General features: G+C 59.5%; 15 protein-coding genes. 5 read left to right on the top strand and 10 right to left on the bottom strand.

The genetic code is table 11. The features are described 5' to 3' along the window. Positions 1 to 11 precede the first annotated feature (11 nt). From G5332_RS02645 to cyoA, 7 genes are all read right to left on the bottom strand, one after another. A complete protein-coding gene (locus tag G5332_RS02645; protein ID WP_216953250.1) occupies positions 12 to 386 on the bottom strand; it encodes a DUF805 domain-containing protein in 375 nt (124 codons plus the stop codon). 60 nt (positions 387 to 446) lie between these two features. Then, on the bottom strand, positions 447 to 1,817 hold the full coding sequence (locus G5332_RS02640; RefSeq protein ID WP_216953249.1) for an MFS transporter: 1,371 nt from the start codon (positions 1,815 to 1,817) through the stop codon (positions 447 to 449). Between the two features lie 160 nt (positions 1,818 to 1,977). After that, positions 1,978 to 2,874: a heme o synthase gene (gene cyoE / locus G5332_RS02635; RefSeq protein WP_216953248.1), complete on the bottom strand. Its 897-nt coding sequence runs from the start codon at positions 2,872 to 2,874 to the stop codon at positions 1,978 to 1,980. An 11-nt stretch (positions 2,875 to 2,885) separates the two neighbouring features. Beyond that, positions 2,886 to 3,215 (bottom strand): cytochrome o ubiquinol oxidase subunit IV, encoded by a 330-nt coding sequence (locus tag G5332_RS02630; protein WP_216953247.1) that lies wholly within the window; start codon positions 3,213 to 3,215, stop codon positions 2,886 to 2,888. Further along, complete coding sequence (locus G5332_RS02625) at positions 3,216 to 3,830, bottom strand: cytochrome o ubiquinol oxidase subunit III (protein ID WP_216953246.1); 615 nt, start codon at positions 3,828 to 3,830, stop codon at positions 3,216 to 3,218. Positions 3,831 to 3,937: 107 nt separating this feature from the next. Next, a complete protein-coding gene (gene cyoB, locus G5332_RS02620; RefSeq protein ID WP_227342354.1) occupies positions 3,938 to 5,914 on the bottom strand; it encodes a cytochrome o ubiquinol oxidase subunit I in 1,977 nt (658 codons plus the stop codon). A gap of 3 nt (positions 5,915 to 5,917) precedes the next feature. After that, positions 5,918 to 6,961: a cytochrome o ubiquinol oxidase subunit II gene (cyoA, locus tag G5332_RS02615; RefSeq protein ID WP_216953244.1), complete on the bottom strand. Its 1,044-nt coding sequence runs from the start codon at positions 6,959 to 6,961 to the stop codon at positions 5,918 to 5,920. Between the two features lie 578 nt (positions 6,962 to 7,539). On the opposite strand from cyoA, the gene G5332_RS02610 reads away from it, so the two are divergent. Further along, positions 7,540 to 9,465, top strand: coding sequence for an NAD(P)-binding protein (locus G5332_RS02610; protein WP_216953243.1), 1,926 nt, complete (start codon positions 7,540 to 7,542; stop codon positions 9,463 to 9,465). After that, positions 9,462 to 10,658 (top strand): c-type cytochrome, encoded by a 1,197-nt coding sequence (locus G5332_RS02605; RefSeq protein ID WP_216953242.1) that lies wholly within the window; start codon positions 9,462 to 9,464, stop codon positions 10,656 to 10,658. The genes G5332_RS02610 and G5332_RS02605 overlap by 4 nt, the downstream gene beginning before the upstream one ends. A gap of 88 nt (positions 10,659 to 10,746) precedes the next feature. On the opposite strand, the gene G5332_RS02600 is transcribed toward G5332_RS02605, so the two are convergent. The 3 genes from G5332_RS02600 to G5332_RS02590 form a co-directional block, all read right to left on the bottom strand. Then, positions 10,747 to 11,082, bottom strand: a complete 336-nt coding sequence (locus G5332_RS02600; protein WP_005353195.1) for a DUF3634 family protein — start codon at positions 11,080 to 11,082, stop codon at positions 10,747 to 10,749. A 106-nt stretch (positions 11,083 to 11,188) separates the two neighbouring features. Next, positions 11,189 to 12,157, bottom strand: coding sequence for a nucleoside hydrolase (locus G5332_RS02595; protein WP_421311095.1), 969 nt, complete (start codon positions 12,155 to 12,157; stop codon positions 11,189 to 11,191). A 221-nt stretch (positions 12,158 to 12,378) separates the two neighbouring features. Next, complete coding sequence (locus tag G5332_RS02590; RefSeq protein ID WP_128835396.1) at positions 12,379 to 12,672, bottom strand: hypothetical protein; 294 nt, start codon at positions 12,670 to 12,672, stop codon at positions 12,379 to 12,381. A gap of 212 nt (positions 12,673 to 12,884) precedes the next feature. Here G5332_RS02590 and G5332_RS02585 point away from each other — a divergent pair, with 212 nt between their 5' ends. Genes G5332_RS02585 through G5332_RS02575 form a run of 3 tightly spaced genes read left to right on the top strand, consistent with a single transcriptional unit; the run spans position 12,885 to position 15,461 of the window. Then, on the top strand, positions 12,885 to 14,330 hold the full coding sequence (locus G5332_RS02585) for a coniferyl aldehyde dehydrogenase (protein ID WP_236768475.1): 1,446 nt from the start codon (positions 12,885 to 12,887) through the stop codon (positions 14,328 to 14,330). Positions 14,331 to 14,341: 11 nt separating this feature from the next. Further along, positions 14,342 to 14,962, top strand: a complete 621-nt coding sequence (locus tag G5332_RS02580; protein ID WP_158109357.1) for a TetR/AcrR family transcriptional regulator — start codon at positions 14,342 to 14,344, stop codon at positions 14,960 to 14,962. Next, positions 14,943 to 15,461: a hypothetical protein gene (locus G5332_RS02575; protein ID WP_421311094.1), complete on the top strand. Its 519-nt coding sequence runs from the start codon at positions 14,943 to 14,945 to the stop codon at positions 15,459 to 15,461. The genes G5332_RS02580 and G5332_RS02575 overlap by 20 nt, the downstream gene beginning before the upstream one ends. The last annotated feature ends 5 nt before the right edge of the window (positions 15,462 to 15,466 follow it).

Raw genomic sequence — 15,466 nt, 5'->3', positions numbered from 1 at the left:
AGCCTCGCCCATTAGCTGACGATAAAGCCCTGTGAGGGGGCCGCTTTGGGATCGTCACCGAAGCGGTTTGGCCCCTGCTGGCCATTGCAAACCATAAAGTAGATAAGCACCAGGGTGCCGATAATGGGGATAAGCCCGAGCAGCAGCCACCAAGCGCTGCGGTCGGTATCGTGCAGACGACGGGCCGCCACCGCCAGAGATGGCAGCAGCACAGCCAGCGAATAGATCGAGCTTACCAGCTCCTTATCGCCGCCGATCAGCTTGTCCACCATGCCGAGCAGCAACATGACGATGACGTTGCACAGCACGAACATCCAGTATTCGGTGCGACGGGCCCGTCCGCTAAATACCGCATATTGCTTGAGGACCGAGATATACCAGTTCATTGCGCCTCCAGACTGTTTTCAAAAACAAGTAGTTGCAGATCCGAACCGAGCTTAGCGCGATCAGTGTCCGGCGTCGATCACCAGCAGCTCCAGATCCTGGCGACTGACCCGCTTGCTGTCCACCTTCACATAGAGCGAACGTTCCTTCCGTGCCAGCAGTACATCGTTCACCCCGTCGCAGGCTCGGAGTTTCTGCTCCAGTGCAGGACTCGCCTCCACCCCTTCCGGTAACAGGATGCGCAGACTGCTCACATAGGGGGGCTCCTGCATGGTGAGGCAGACCCCGAGCCAGACAAGGGCCAGCGCAGAGCAGCCGCCAAACACCAGGGCGCCACCACCCAGACTGTAGAGCAGGCCCCCCAGGCTGCCACCGATAGCCACTCCGATAAACTGGCTGGTGGAGTAGATCCCCATGGCCGTACCCTTGTAACCCGGTGGCGACTCCTTGCTGATCAGGGATGGCAGCAACGCCTCCATCACGTTGAAGCCGATGAAGAAGAGCTGCAGGCCGGCGAGCAGGCCCCACAGCTGCAGGCCAGCCTGCCACAGCACCACTTCGGCGCTGAGCATCACCAGCACGCAGATCTGGAACACCAACTTCATCTTTCTGCGCGTCTCGGCATAGATGATGAAGGGTACAACGCTGACGAAGGCAATCAGCATGGTGACCAGATAAGCCTGCCACTGGCTGTCCCGAGGCAGACCCGCTTGCTCCAGCAGCGGCGGCAACGCCACGAAGCTCGACATCAACAGGGTATGCACGCACAAAATGCCGAGATTGAGTTTGAGCAGGCGCGGATTGGTCAGCACAGTGCGCATCCCGCCCCTGACCATGCCGGACTCGCGATTGAGCAGATGAGTTGTCGGTGTCGGCACCAGCCAGAGGGTGACGGCAATGCCCCCCAGCGCCAGCAGGGCGATGAGCCAGAACAGGCCGGAGAGTCCCAGCGCATGAGTGATGAGGGGGCCGGTCACCATGGCGATGGCGAAGGTGATGCCAAAGCTCACCCCGATGAAGGCCATCGCCTTGGTGCGGTTCTGCTCGCGGGTGAGATCCGACAAGAGCGCCATCACGGCGGCCGAGATGGCGCCGCTGCCCTGCAGGGCGCGGCCGGCGATGACGCCCCAGATGGAGTGGGTCAGCGCCGCGATCACGCTGCCGAGGGCAAACATCAGCAGGCCGCCGACGATGAGGGGCTTGCGGCCCACCTTGTCGGAGAGCAGACCGAACGGGATCTGGAACAGCGCCTGGGTCATGCCGTAGATGCCGATGGCCAGGCCGATGAGCGCCTCGGAGGCCCCCGCCAGCGACATGCCGTAGGTGGTCAGCACCGGCAGCACCATAAACATGCCGAGCATGCGCAACGAGAAGACGGAGCCGAGCGCCCAGGTGGCACGGCGCTCGCCCCTCGTCATGGTGAAATCATTCATGATGGCCTCGATAGGTCAGGGAAAAGGAAGACTCAAGGGGTGGCCGACACGCGCCATGCCACACCCGACAGAGGGGAAAAGTACCCGATGGGCGGCCCCATAATAACAGAGCCGGGGAGGTTCCCGGCTCTGGATCTCATGCAATCGGAAGCAACGCACACTATCGGAGCAACATGCTCACCAGCGCCACAGGCTCGGCCTCTGGCTGGAAGTCTACCGACATCATGACACTCAGACAGGTAATGGTGACGATGGAAAACATAAACAGCTTGCGCGCCCAGAGAGCATCATCAACCAGTTGTTTGTAACCCGACAGCGCCATCCCCAGCCACCAGACACTCACCGCAGTGGCCACCACCAGATACTTGTAGCCGGCGTAACCGCCGAGGAACAGCATCAGGGTCGGCACCATAAAGGCCAGGATGTAGAGGGTGATGTGGTGCTTGGCCACCGAAATTCCCTTCACCACCGGCAACACCGGAATGTTGGCCGCCTGATAATCCTTGAAGCGGAAAATGGCGATCGCATAGGAGTGCGGCATCTGCCACAGGCTGAAGATCGCCAGCAGGATCAAGGCCCCCGAGTCGAACTGACCGCTCACCGCACAGTAGCCGATGACCGGCGGCGCGGCGCCGGAGAGGCTGCCCACCAGGGTGCCGTAGACCGAGTGACGCTTCATGTAGAGGCTGTAGACCCCCACATAGACAATGAAGCCCAGCACCGCCAGCAGAGCAGCCAACGGATTGGCCGCCCAATAGAGCAGTGCAATGCCCGCCATGCCAAGCGCGGTGGCGTACCAGAGCGATACGCCGGGGGCGATCAGCCCCTTCACCAGAGCACGGTTCTTGGTGCGCTCCATGATGCAGTCGATATCCCGGTCGATGTAGTTGTTGAACACGCAACCGGAGGCCACCACCAGCGAAACACCCACCATGGTCAGCATGAACAGGGGCAGGTCCAGGCTTCCTTTTGAAGCCAGCAGAAATCCCCCGATCACCGAGATGAGGTTGCCGAAGATGATGCCCGGCTTGGTCACTTGCAGGTATTGCTTCATCATTGCCAGCCTGCTCAGTGGACCATCATGTTGATGTTGAGGTTGTACATGATCCACAGGGAACCCACGACCACGATGGCAATGATGAGCACGGTAAAGACCAGTGCCACCAGGTTCCAGCGCTCCTCGGACGAGGTGTTCATGTGCAGGAAGTAGACCAGATGGACAAAGATCTGCACCACCGCCATGCCAACCACGGTGGCCAGCACGGTGGTGTGGGAGGCGGAGCCGTCTATCACCATCCAGAACGGTACGGCAGTCAGGATCAGTGACAGCACGAAGCCGATCAGGTAGCTCTTGGCGCTGCCGTGGCTGGCGCCGTGATTATCAACGGAATGACTCATTTACATTGCCCCCATCAGATAGACCACGGTAAAGACGCAGATCCACACCACGTCGAGGAAGTGCCAGAACAGGCTCAGGCACATCAGGCGGGAGCGGTTGCGATCGGTCAGCCCCTTCTTGGCCACCAGCACCATCATCACGATGATCCAGATAAGGCCGCTGGTGACGTGGATACCGTGGGTACCGACCAGGGTGAAGAAGGCGGAGAGGAAGGCGCTGCGATCCGGGCCGTAACCTTCTGCGATCAGGTGATGGAACTCGTAGATCTCCATCGCGATAAAACCGGCACCCAGCACAAAGGTCACCAGCAACCAGCCATTGACGGTAGACACCCGGTTCTTGTTCATCGCCAACATGGCAAAACCGAAGGTGATGGAGCTCAACAGCAGCAGCATGGTTTCGGCAAATACGAACGGCAGTTCGAAGATATCCTTGCCGCTCGGACCGCCGGCAGTGCAGTTGACCAGGACCGCATAGGTTGCAAACAGACATGCAAACAGAATGCAGTCACTCATCAGGTAGATCCAGAAACCAAACACCTTGTTGGCACCGGCATCATGGTGCCCATGGTCATGGGCACTCTCGTGAGTGTGATGTAGAACGTCGGTCGCCATAGCGTCACGCCCCCTTGTTAATGTTGGCAAAATGCTGACCTTCGGGTGCCCATACCCTCCGGGCACCGTAGACGTGAATGTGATATGAAACGCCAGTGGTCATAGCACTAAGCCCCCTTGTTGATGTTGGCAAAATGCTGATCTTCGATGCGCGTGATCTCGTCAACCTGGACGTAGTAGTCCACGTCATCGTTGAAGCTGTGGATGATCCAACTGCCAATCATGGCGGCAAAGGCAAGGATGGCCATCCACCAGATATGCCAGATCATGGCAAAGCCAAAGATGGCGCTGAAGCCCGCGATGATCACCCCTGCCCCGGTGTTCTTGGGCATGTGGATCGGCGCATACTGCTTGGGCTGCTGATAGGCTGAACCGTTTTGCTTGGCCTCCCAGAAGGCATCCAGACCGGTGATCTTCGGCTCGATGGCGAAGTTGTAGAAGGGCGGCGGTGAAGAGGTCGCCCACTCCAGCGTCCGGCCACCCCAGGGGTCACCACTCACATCACGGTTCTGCTCGCGGTCACGGATGCTGACCACCAGCTGGATCACCTGGCACAAGACACCAAGGGCAATCAGGCCGGCACCACATGCTGCTACCACCAGCCAGGGGTGGAAGGCCGGATCCAGCTGTTGGCTGATGCGGCGGGTCATCCCCATGAAGCCCAGTACGTAAAGCGGCATGAAGGCAACAAAGAAGCCGATAATCCAGCACCAGAAAGCACGCTTGCCCCAGGTTTCGTTCAGGGTGAAGCCGAACGCCTTGGGGAACCAGTAGGTGATACCGGCAAAGCAGCCAAATACCACGGCACCAATGATGACGTTATGGAAGTGAGCGATGAGGAACAGGCTGTTGTGCAACACGAAGTTGGCCGCCGGCACCGAGAGCAGTACCCCTGTCATGCCACCTATGGTGAAGGTGATGATGAAACCGACGGTCCACAGCATGGGTGAGGTGAACTCGATGCGACCACGGTACATGGTGAACAACCAGTTGAAGATCTTCACCCCGGTCGGGATGGAGATGATCATGGTGGTAATGCCGAAGAAGGCATTCACGTTTGCGCCCGAGCCCATGGTGAAGAAGTGGTGCAACCAGACAATGAAGGAGAGCACGGTAATGGCAATGGTCGCCCATACCAGCGAGGTGTAGCCGAACAACCGCTTCTTGCTGAAGGTGGCCACTACTTCGGAGAAGATCCCGAATACCGGCAACACCAGGATATAAACCTCGGGGTGGCCCCAGGCCCAGATCAGGTTGATGTACATCATCATGTTGCCACCCATGTCATTGGTAAAGAAATGGGTACCCAGATAGCGGTCTGCGGTGAGCAGGGCGATGGTAACGGTCAGGATCGGGAAGGAGGCGATGATCAGCACGTTGGAGCACAAAGCCGTCCAGGTGAACACCGGCAGACGCATCATGGTCATGCCAGGAGCGCGCATCTTGATGATGGTGGCGAAGAAGTTGACGCCAGTCAGCAAGGTGCCCAGACCCGATATCTGCAGACTCCAGATCCAGTAATCAACCCCGACCCCCGGGCTGTACTCCAGCCCAGAGAGGGGCGGATAGGCCAGCCAGCCGGTCTGGGCGAATTCACCGACCCCGAGGGAGATGTTGATCAACACCACGGCAGCGGCGGTGAACCAGAAGCTGATGTTGTTGAGGAAGGGAAAAGCCACATCACGGGCACCGATCTGGAGCGGCACGACGATATTCATCAGACCGATCACCAGTGGCATCGCCACGAAGAAGATCATGATGACCCCGTGGGCGGTGAAGATCTGGTCGTAGTGGTGGGGCGGTAAAATGCCGTCACCACCAGCCGAAGCCATCACCTGCTGGGTACGCATCATCACAGCGTCGGCGAAGCCGCGCAGCATCATGACCATACCCAGGATCAGATACATGACCCCAAGACGCTTGTGGTCGACCGAGGTAAGCCACTCTTTCCACAGATATTGCCACTTGCCGAAATAGGTGATCAGGCCGGCAACGGCCAGCCCCCCCAAAATGATACCGGCTACCGTCACCATGATGATGGGTTCATGGAACGGAATGGCATCGAGTGTTAATTTTCCAAACATCGGTTATTCCTCGGATCCTGCTTGCACAGCCTTGTTATCCAACGGCGCGTTCATATGTCCGGCATGCTCCTTCTGCCCGTCATGCGCCATAGCGGCATGGTCCATCTGCATATGTGCCATGTCATCGTGATTCATGGCGGCGCCATGCTCTGAGGGGGCTTTATGGGTCATCCCCTTGTGCTCGCCATGCCCCATGTCACCCATAAACTTGTTGATCAGCTTGACGAAAAGGGCCGGATCGGCACTTGAGAAATACTCTACTGGGTGGTTTTCGCTCTTCTTGGCCAGCGCATTGAACTCATCCATGGTGGTCAGCATCTTGGGAGAGGCCTTGACTTTGGCAACCCAGGTATCAAAACCGGCCTGATCCTGCGTAGCAATCGCCTTGAACTTCATGCCCGAGAAACCGGCTCCGCTATAACTGCTGGAGATACCGTCATACGCGCCTGCTTCATTGGCAATGAGATGCAACTTGGTCTGCATACCTGCCATGGCATAAATTTGCCCGCCCAGCTTGGGAATGAAGAAGGAGTTCATGACAGTGTCTGAAGTCACCCGGAAATTGACGGGGGTATTGACCGGGAATGCTAATTCATTGACCGAGGCAATCCCTAATTCTGGGTAGACAAACAGCCATTTCCAGTCGAGGGAAATAACATCAATCTGGATCGGCTTCACCGTGGACTCCAGCGGCTTGTAGGGATCCAGTTCGTGGGAAGTTTTCCAGGTAATGGTTGCCAGAATGACGATGATAATAACTGGTACGGTCCAGACAACCGCCTCAATTTTATTGGAGTGAGACCAATCCGGAGTATATTTGGCATTGGTATTTGATGCCCGGTATTTACGAGCAAAGACCACCGCCATAATAATCACAGGGATCACCACAATTAACATCAGCCCCAAGGCGGTTAATATCAGTGATTTCTGTTCCAGACCAATCTGCCCTTTGGGATTCATCAAGGCCATGTCGCAGCCGGTCAGCAAGCTGGCCGATGCGATCAACAGCAAAGCACCCAAGCCCCTCTTTAATTCAAAAGGTCTCATGCAGTGTCCTTATGGTCGCAAGGCTAAAGTTGTAAAAACGGGCAACATTGTGATCAGAACCGGAACATGTAAACAACATGGAAAATTAATCTTAAGATTGTGCCAAACTTGGCCTCAGCATGTGAAAAATGTTAATTTTGCATCCGTATCACTATTAATGGCGCCTTTTCCCATAATTAATCAATGACACTCTCTTCTCAATTTATAATTGGACAGGGAGCATTATCTCGCCAACTAACCTTACATAGCATATGGGTATATATGACGAAAAATTAATCCTCCAGCATGAATAATAAACACCTGTCGACTTTGATGATCTGCGACAATTTGAACTCATCATCATTTACGTAATTAAACGCGACGAACAGAACACAGCACGATATTTTTTAGCTGGATTGTTTTTTAACAATTCGAACCCAAACAGATATGTCACTCCATACTCGTTTGATCAATCTGTTTAATAAGTTATTATCAACCCATATAGACGCCATAAAAATATGGCGGTAGGTTGCGTCCTCTTGCTGCTGGCCAGCTACCCCACTCTGTACTTTTCCATTTTTCATACAGCAGGTATTGCCATGAGTATTACACGCAGAGATTTTCTCAACGGCGTTGCCATCACCATTGCGGCAGGCGTCGCCCCCATCAATCTGCTCAAGGCTGCCGAAGGCGGCAGCACGCTGGCGGATAAAACCCTAGCCTACCCGCCCGCCCTCACCGGGCTGCGCGGCAACCACCCGGGCTCCTTCGAACCGGCCCACAGCATCGCCCGTGACGGCAAGCAGTATGACTTCGCCAATATTCCCCTTGAGGGGGAGTACGATCTGGTGATCGTCGGCGCCGGGATCAGCGGTCTGGCCGCCGCCTGCTTCTATCAGCAACTGCTCGGCGCGGATAAGAAGATCCTGCTACTCGACAACCACGATGACTTCGGCGGCCACGCCAAGCGCAACGAGTTCACCACCCCCGATGGCCTGCGTCTGGGTTACGGCGGCAGTGAATCCCTGCAATCACCGCGTTCGGTCTACAGCCCGGTTGCGCTCGGTCTGCTCAAGGCGCTGGAGGTCAACATCGACGAGCTGGCCGCCGGTTTCCAGCAGACCTTCTATCCGGATCTGGGGCTGAGCCGCGGCGTCTATTTCGACGAGAAGCACTTTGGCATCAACAAGATAGTGAACGGGGATCCGGGCCACAACGTGGCGGACGATATCCCGCGCGATCGCCTGAACGGTCGTCCGCTGGCAGAATTTATCGGTGACTTCCCCCTCGATGATGCTGACAAGGCCGCCCTGTTGGCCCTGCACGAAGCGAAGATCGACTACCTGAGCGGCATGACCCGCGAGCAGCAGGACGAGTGGGTGACCCGCAACAGCTACACCACCTTCCTGCGCGATAAAGTGGGCCTCAGCGAGCGGGCGATCACTTACTTCCAGCAGCGCACCAACGACTTCCAGGCGGTCGGCATCGACGCCACCGCCTGCGCCGATGCGCGCCTCTGCGCCTTGCCGGGGTTCGACGGCCTCAATCTGACGCCGCTGGATGCCGAGGAGCAGGCGGAGCTGGACGATCCCTACATCTTCCACTTCCCCGATGGCAACGCCGGTCTCACCCGCCTGATGGTGCGCAAGCTCATTCCGCAAGTGGCGCCGGGTCACACCATGCAGGATGTGGTGCTGGCCAAGTTTGACTACAGCAAACTCGACCTGCCTGAGCACAAGGTGCAACTGCGCCTTGGCAGCACGGCATTGCAGGCCAAAAACGTGCGCCTCGCCGACGGCAAGCTGGCTGTGGATGTCACCTACATCAAGGAGGGGAAACTGCATCGGGTGCGGACCAAGCAGTCGATCATGGCGGGCTACAACATGATGATCCCCTACATGGTGCCCGAGATGCCGGAGCCCCAGAAGGAGGCGCTGCGCCAGAATGCCAAGGCGCCGCTGGTCTACACCAAGGTGGTGATCAAGAACTGGCAAGCCTTCGTCAAGCTGGGGGTGCACGAGGTCTACTCCCCCGCAGCCCCCTACAGCCGGGTCAAGCTCGACTATCCAGTCAGCATGGGTGGCTACGAGCATCCCAAGAGCCCGGATCAGCCGATGTGCCTGCACATGGTCTATGTGCCGACCCTGCCGGGCAGCGGTCTGTCGGCCCGCGAACAGTCCCGAAAGGGGCGCGCCATGATCCTCGGCATGCCGTTCGAACAGCATGAGCAGATGATCCGCGAACAGCTGCAAGGGATGCTCGGCAGCGCCGGTTTTAACCATGAGCAGGATATCCTCGCCATCACGGTCAACCGCTGGTCTCACGGCTACTCCTATGTCACCAACACCCTGTTTGATGACGAAACACAGTGCGAAAAATGGATTGAACTGGGTCGCCAGCCGATCGGCAACATCACCATCGCCAACTCGGATGCAGGCTGGAGCCCCTACGCCCACGCCGCCATCGACGAAGCGTGGCGCGCCGTCAACGAGCTGGTTGCCATGAGCAAGGGAGGTGCCCAATGAGCCGCGCCCTGTCACTGACCGCCAGCGCCCTGCTGCTGGCCCTGCCTGCCCTTGCCGCCCACGCCATGTCGGCGGGGGAATACGTGGCCAAGCTCGGCGATTGCGCCGCCTGTCACACCAGCGAAACCAGCAAGCCGCTGGCGGGCGGCAAAGGGTTCCCGACCCCCATCGGCACCGTATTTGCCACCAACATCACCCCCGACAAGACCCACGGTATCGGCAACTACAGCCTGCCGGAGTTCATCAAGGTGATGCGCGAAGGGGTGGCCCGCGATGGCCATCGCCTCTATCCGGCCATGCCCTACACCGCCTACGCCAAGATGAGCGATAAGGATCTCGAAGATCTCTATCACTACCTGATGAAGGAGGTACAGCCGCTGGCCATCGCCAACAAGGAGAGCGACATCCCCTGGCCCCTCAACATGCGCTGGCCGCTGATGGGCTGGAACTGGATCTACCACGATGACAGCCGCTTCACCCCGGTCGCAGGCAAGAGCGAGGAGTGGAACCGCGGCGCCTATCTGGTGCAGGGTGCCGGCCACTGCGGCAGCTGCCACACTCCGCGCGGGCTTGGCATGCAGGAGAAAGCGCTGACCGAGGCGGACCCTGTCTACCTGAGCGGGGCGGCGCTGGATGGCTGGTATGCCCCCGACATTCGCGGCAGCCGTTACAGCAAGCAGGCGCTGATCGATCTGCTGAAAACCGGCCGCAGCCAGCATGAAGCGGTCGCGGGCCCCATGGGGGAAGTGATCACTCACAGCAGCCAGTATTTCAGCGACGCCGATCTGGCCAGCATCGCCACCTATCTGACCGATCTGAAAGATGAACCGGTGGCGGAGAAAGGGGCCCGCGCCTACGCCAGTGCCAGCGGCAAGGCGGACTACGCCATGTACTGCTCCACCTGTCACGGGGTCAACGGCCAGGGCAATGACCACGTCATCCCCTCGCTGGTGAACAACCGCACCGTGCTGGCGAGCGATCCGTCGAGCCTGATCAACGTGTTGCTGCACGGCGCCGAAACACCGGTCACCCACGGCCATCTGGGTTACCACATGCCGGGCTATGGCTGGACCATGGATGATGAGCGGCTCGCCGAGCTGGTCAACACCCTGCGCGCCTCCTGGGGCAATGAAGGCACCGCCGTCAAGGCGGCTGCGGTCAAGGCCCAGCGCGAGCTGCACGGTAAAGAGTAAGGGCTGTCAGCCCTCTCTTGGCCAAGTGCCATAAAAAACGGGCCTCCACTGGAGGCCCGTTTGCTATTGATGAACCAGGTTCCGGTGCTTATCCCTTGCGGGATTTTGGCCCCGGCAGCGGCGCCGTTGGCTGGCGGTAATCGCCATAAGGGAAGATATTGCGAAAACGCTGGGCCACCGGCTCGGGGATGGAGCGGGAGAAGATCAGCTTTACACCATCGCCATCACGCTGCCCCACAATGCGACCGCGCACCGTGTCGTGGCGCAGGATCTGCTTGGCATGCTCAATAAAGGCGGGTGACACCTTGCCCTGCTTGACCACTACCTTGCCGGGGGCAAGACGGATCTCGAACAGGGCGCCACGCCCCAGCTTCATCAACCACCAGATCAGGGCTATCGCCACTATCAAGGAAATCCAGGCCATCTTCATCCCTCCCAAGCTCTTGATATAAGGCAGTATAAGCGGCCGAGCGTTCCGATTGTTTGGCGCCGATCACAGCCCCCGCGTCAACGCAATAGCGCCTCTTTGCTCAGCAATCCTTGCCCCAGCCCACCAGCGTCTCGCGATAGAGCGCCAGCAAGGCTTCATCGCGCACCGCCACCCCGACCTGCGGCGGACGATAGGCTGCCCAATCATCGTGGGAGTGGCGTTTGCCATCGAACTTTTGCAGGGTGTGGCCGATGGCCGGGCCGCTGGTAATCACCCGCACCGGCCCCTCGCGCAGGGTAAAGAGGGTCGGGTCAATGACATAGGCGATGGCGGACGGATCGTGAACGTGGCAACCAGAGAGCCCCAGCTTCTCGGAGTAGAAGCGCAGGTAGAAGCGGCTGACATCCCACAGGAAGCGGCCCGGCTCCCCCGCCTTGTCCCTGAGCTCATCCAGATAGGCGCTGCTGAAGAAGCTCTGCTGAGTCACGTCCAGCCCGATGATCACTACCGGCCAATCGGCGGTAAAGACCCGGTCGGCGGCATCGGGATCGTCGTGGATATTGGCTTCGGCATAGGGGGTGACGTTGCCGCGATGGCCGTTGACGCCAAAGGCTCCTCCCATCACTACCACCTGTTTCACCAGCGAGACAATCTCGGGCGCCTGTTGCAGCGCCAGCGCCAGATTGGTCAGCGGGCCGATAGTGACCAGGGTGATCTCCCCCGGTGCGGCTTTGACCGCCTCGACAATATATTGCCAGGCGGGGCGGGGATCCGGAGCGATAGTCACCTCCCCCGCCTCCATGTCGCCAAAGCCGCTCGGGCCGTGGACTATGGTGGTAGGGCCGACCGGCTCGCGCAGCAGCGGGGCAGCCGCGCCTTTGGCCACATCCACCTTCATGCCGTACTTCTGCTTGAGCCAGAGGGCGTTGCGGGTACCATTGTCGATGGTGGCGTTACCAAAAACTGTGGTGATGGCGAGCAGCTCGATGGCGGGGTGGGCCTCGGCAAACAGGATGGCCATGGCATCGTCGATACCCGGGTCGGTATCCAGAATGATTTTATGGGTCATGAGAAATTCCTACGGTGACAAACCCTGCGACAAAAGGGAGAGTCTACCCGGCTGACGGTCTCGTATCCCGGCATGGGATCACAGACCGGGCCTTTGCTCCCGGCAGCGGGGGCGCTGCTGGCGACAATCTGCATAAAAAAAGCGCGGCCCTGTTGTCAGCGCCGCGCCCTTTATCGTTGTTCGTTATCTGCTATCTGGCAGTGATCTGCCTGACCGGATCCTCAGTGTTTGCGGTGCCAACGCGGTGAGGTCGCCTTCTCCCCCCAGGGGGTGACGCAGGGGAGCAGTGCCCCTTCAATCACCCTCTCGCTGCCTGCCAGCGCCTCGGCGATCTTCTGGTGCAGCACCCGCAGTACCTTGCCCTCGTGCTCGGCCAGAGAGTGGCCCGCGGCAAAGAACTCCGGCTGATATTGCAGTGCCAGCTTCTGGGCGAATTCGTAGGTGTTGAAGCAATCCGGCATCCGCTCAACCACATCTTCAAGCCGGGCCAACAAGCTGTTCAGTTCCCTGGTCATAGTGCTCTCTCCGTGTAGGTTAATAGCCAAAAACTACCCCTTATTAGATAAGCCACCAACGAGCAAACCACAAAAGTGTGGGGAGACACACAGTTCTCTCTTGCGTCTGGCTCGAGGTGAACGGGAGAGAGCTTGCCAGCTTTACATTCCGGTAACAAACAACTAGATTTAGACCGACTAATCAGTCGGTCATTTTTCATGCGGAGAACAACATGGGTGCGGCGCAGCTTCAACACACTCCTGAGGATATCCTCGCCATCAAATTGTCCCTGCCGGATCAGTTGGCACGGCTCAAGCGGGCGAGTCTGGCTCACCCCATGCCTACCCTGGCCGAGCGCCGGGCGCAGCTGACCAAACTCAAGCAGGCGTTGCTCGCCCACAAGGGGCAGCTGTGCAAGGCGCTGGCGGCAGATTATGGTCAGCGCAGCCACTACGATAGCCTGATCGCTGATGTGCTGCCCTGCATCATGCAGATCAACTACACCCAGAAGCGGCTCAAGCGCTGGATGCAGCCCCACCGCCGCCACACCGGCCTGCTGCTGGCCCCCGCCAAAGTTGAGGTGCACTTCCAGCCGCTCGGGGTGGTCGGCATTATCGTGCCGTGGAACTTTCCGGTAATGCTGAGCCTTGGCCCCCTCATCACCGCCATCGCAGCGGGCAACCGGGCGATGCTGAAACTCTCCGAATTCACTCCCCATACCAACGCCGTGCTGCGCACCATGCTCACCAGCGTGTTTGACGAAAACGAGATCGCCATCATCGAGGGAGATGCCCAGATGGCGGCGGCGTTCAGCTCACTGCCGTTCGATCACCTGCTCTTTACCGGCTCCACCATGGTGGGCAAGCTGGTGATGGCCGCTGCCGCGCCCCAGCTCACCCCCCTCACCCTTGAGCTGGGTGGCAAGAGCCCATGTCTCATCGCCCCCGACATGCCGGTCGCCACCGCGGTCGAGCGGATGATCTTCGGCAAGAGCCTCAACGCCGGGCAGATCTGCGTCGCCCCCGACTATGTGCTGCTGCCCCGCAGCGAGGTGGATAACTTTATCGCCGCCTATCGCCGCCACTTCAGCAAGCTCTACCCGCAGGGGCTCAATAGTGCCGACTACGGCGCCATCATCAACGACCGCCAGTATCAACGTCTCGTCAGCTGGCTCGATGAAGCCGAGCAGGCGGGTGCCCAGCTCCACCCCTGTGGCAACCCGGCCCGCGACGACCAGCGTCGCCTGCTGGTGCCCCACCTGCTGACCGGGGTGCCGAGTCAGTGTCAGGTGATGCAGCAGGAGATCTTTGGCCCGCTGCTGCCGCTCATTACCTACGACACCCTGGAGGAGGCGCTCGCCTATGTGGCTGAACGGCCCCGCCCGCTGGCCCTCTATCTGATGAGCTTCGATCCCGAGTTGCAGGCACGGGTGACCCGGGAGACCCACTCCGGCGGCATGGCGATCAACGAGAGCCTGTTTCAGGTGGCTGCCGATGATGTGCCGTTTGGCGGCATCGGCGCCTCCGGCATGGGCCACTACCACGGCCACGAGGGGTTTCTTACCTTCTCCAAGGCGAAAACCGTGCTGACCCGCGGCAAGTTCACCACCGGCTCCCTGATCCATCCGCCCTACCACAGCTGGATCCAGAAGCTGATGATGGCCTTCTTCCTGCGCTGATGGAGATGACCATGAACCAGGCTATCCCGCAGCCACAAACCATGACCGACAAGCGCCGCCAGATCCTGGATGCCGCCCTCGCCCTCTGCGCCGAAGATGGCCTGCAGGGGGCCGCCACCGCCCGCATCGCCAAGGCGGCCGGGGTGGCCAACGGCACTCTGTTCCACCACTTTCCGAGCAAGGAGGCGCTGATCCTCGCCCTCTATCAGGATGTGAAAACCCGGATGGGGAGCGCCATCCATGAAGCAGATCCCACCCTGTCGCTGTACGACCAGACCCGCCACTACTGGCAGCTGGCGATGGGGTGGATGCTCGCGCATCCCAATGAGCTCAAATTCGTGCTGGGCTTCTTTCACTCTCCGCTGCTGGCCAGACCGGCCCGCAGCCAGATCCTGAACGATGCCCTGCGCTTTCTGCCTGCCCTGCTGGCAAAGGGGCAGGCCAGCGGCGAGCTGATGCAGGCTCCCGCACCACTGTTGCTGGAGGTGTGTCAGGGCCAGTTCCTCGCCTGCGCATCACTGTTTGTCGATCAACCGGAGCTGGGACAGGACGACTACTGGCAAGCCAGTGCCTTTGCCCTCTTCTGGTCAGCCATCTCAGGAGCCAACCCCTATGACAACTCCGACCGTTGAATCTCTGGCCGCACTTGGCCGCCGCCTCTGGATCACCACACTGCTCTGGGTGGTGGGTCGCACCCTCTGCCGCGCCGCCCGCACCGATGAGGCGGTACGCCGCGAATTGGCGCCGTTGCCGGACGGGCTGGCTATTCGCCTCGAAGTGGGCGGCATCGGCTACGCCATGAACATGCACAAGCAGGGGGGCCGCTGGTATCCCGGCGCGCCGGCGGCACCCCATGCCACCATCCATCCGCTGCGGGTGCGCTTCAAGCACCCCAATATCGCCTTTCGCGCCCTGAGCTTTCGGCTCGGGGTCAATCAGGCATTTGGCGAAAACCGGCTGCTGGTAGAGGGGGATCTGACCACCGCCATGCATCTGGTGCGGGGGCTTGAGCAGTTGCAGTCCCTGATCCTGCCTGCCTTTATCGCGCGGCCACTGCTGCGCCACTATCCCGCCCCGACCAACAAGATCGGCCGGGCCTGCAACATCTATCTGGGTCTGGTGACCGGCTAACGCGC

It is taken from the genome of Aeromonas sp. 603757 (genome assembly GCF_049171255.1).
GTDB classification, from domain to species: domain Bacteria; phylum Pseudomonadota; class Gammaproteobacteria; order Enterobacterales; family Aeromonadaceae; genus Aeromonas; species Aeromonas veronii_A.
The sequence above is the reverse complement of the archived record's forward strand: the minus strand, read 5'-3'. Positions and strand labels throughout refer to the sequence as shown.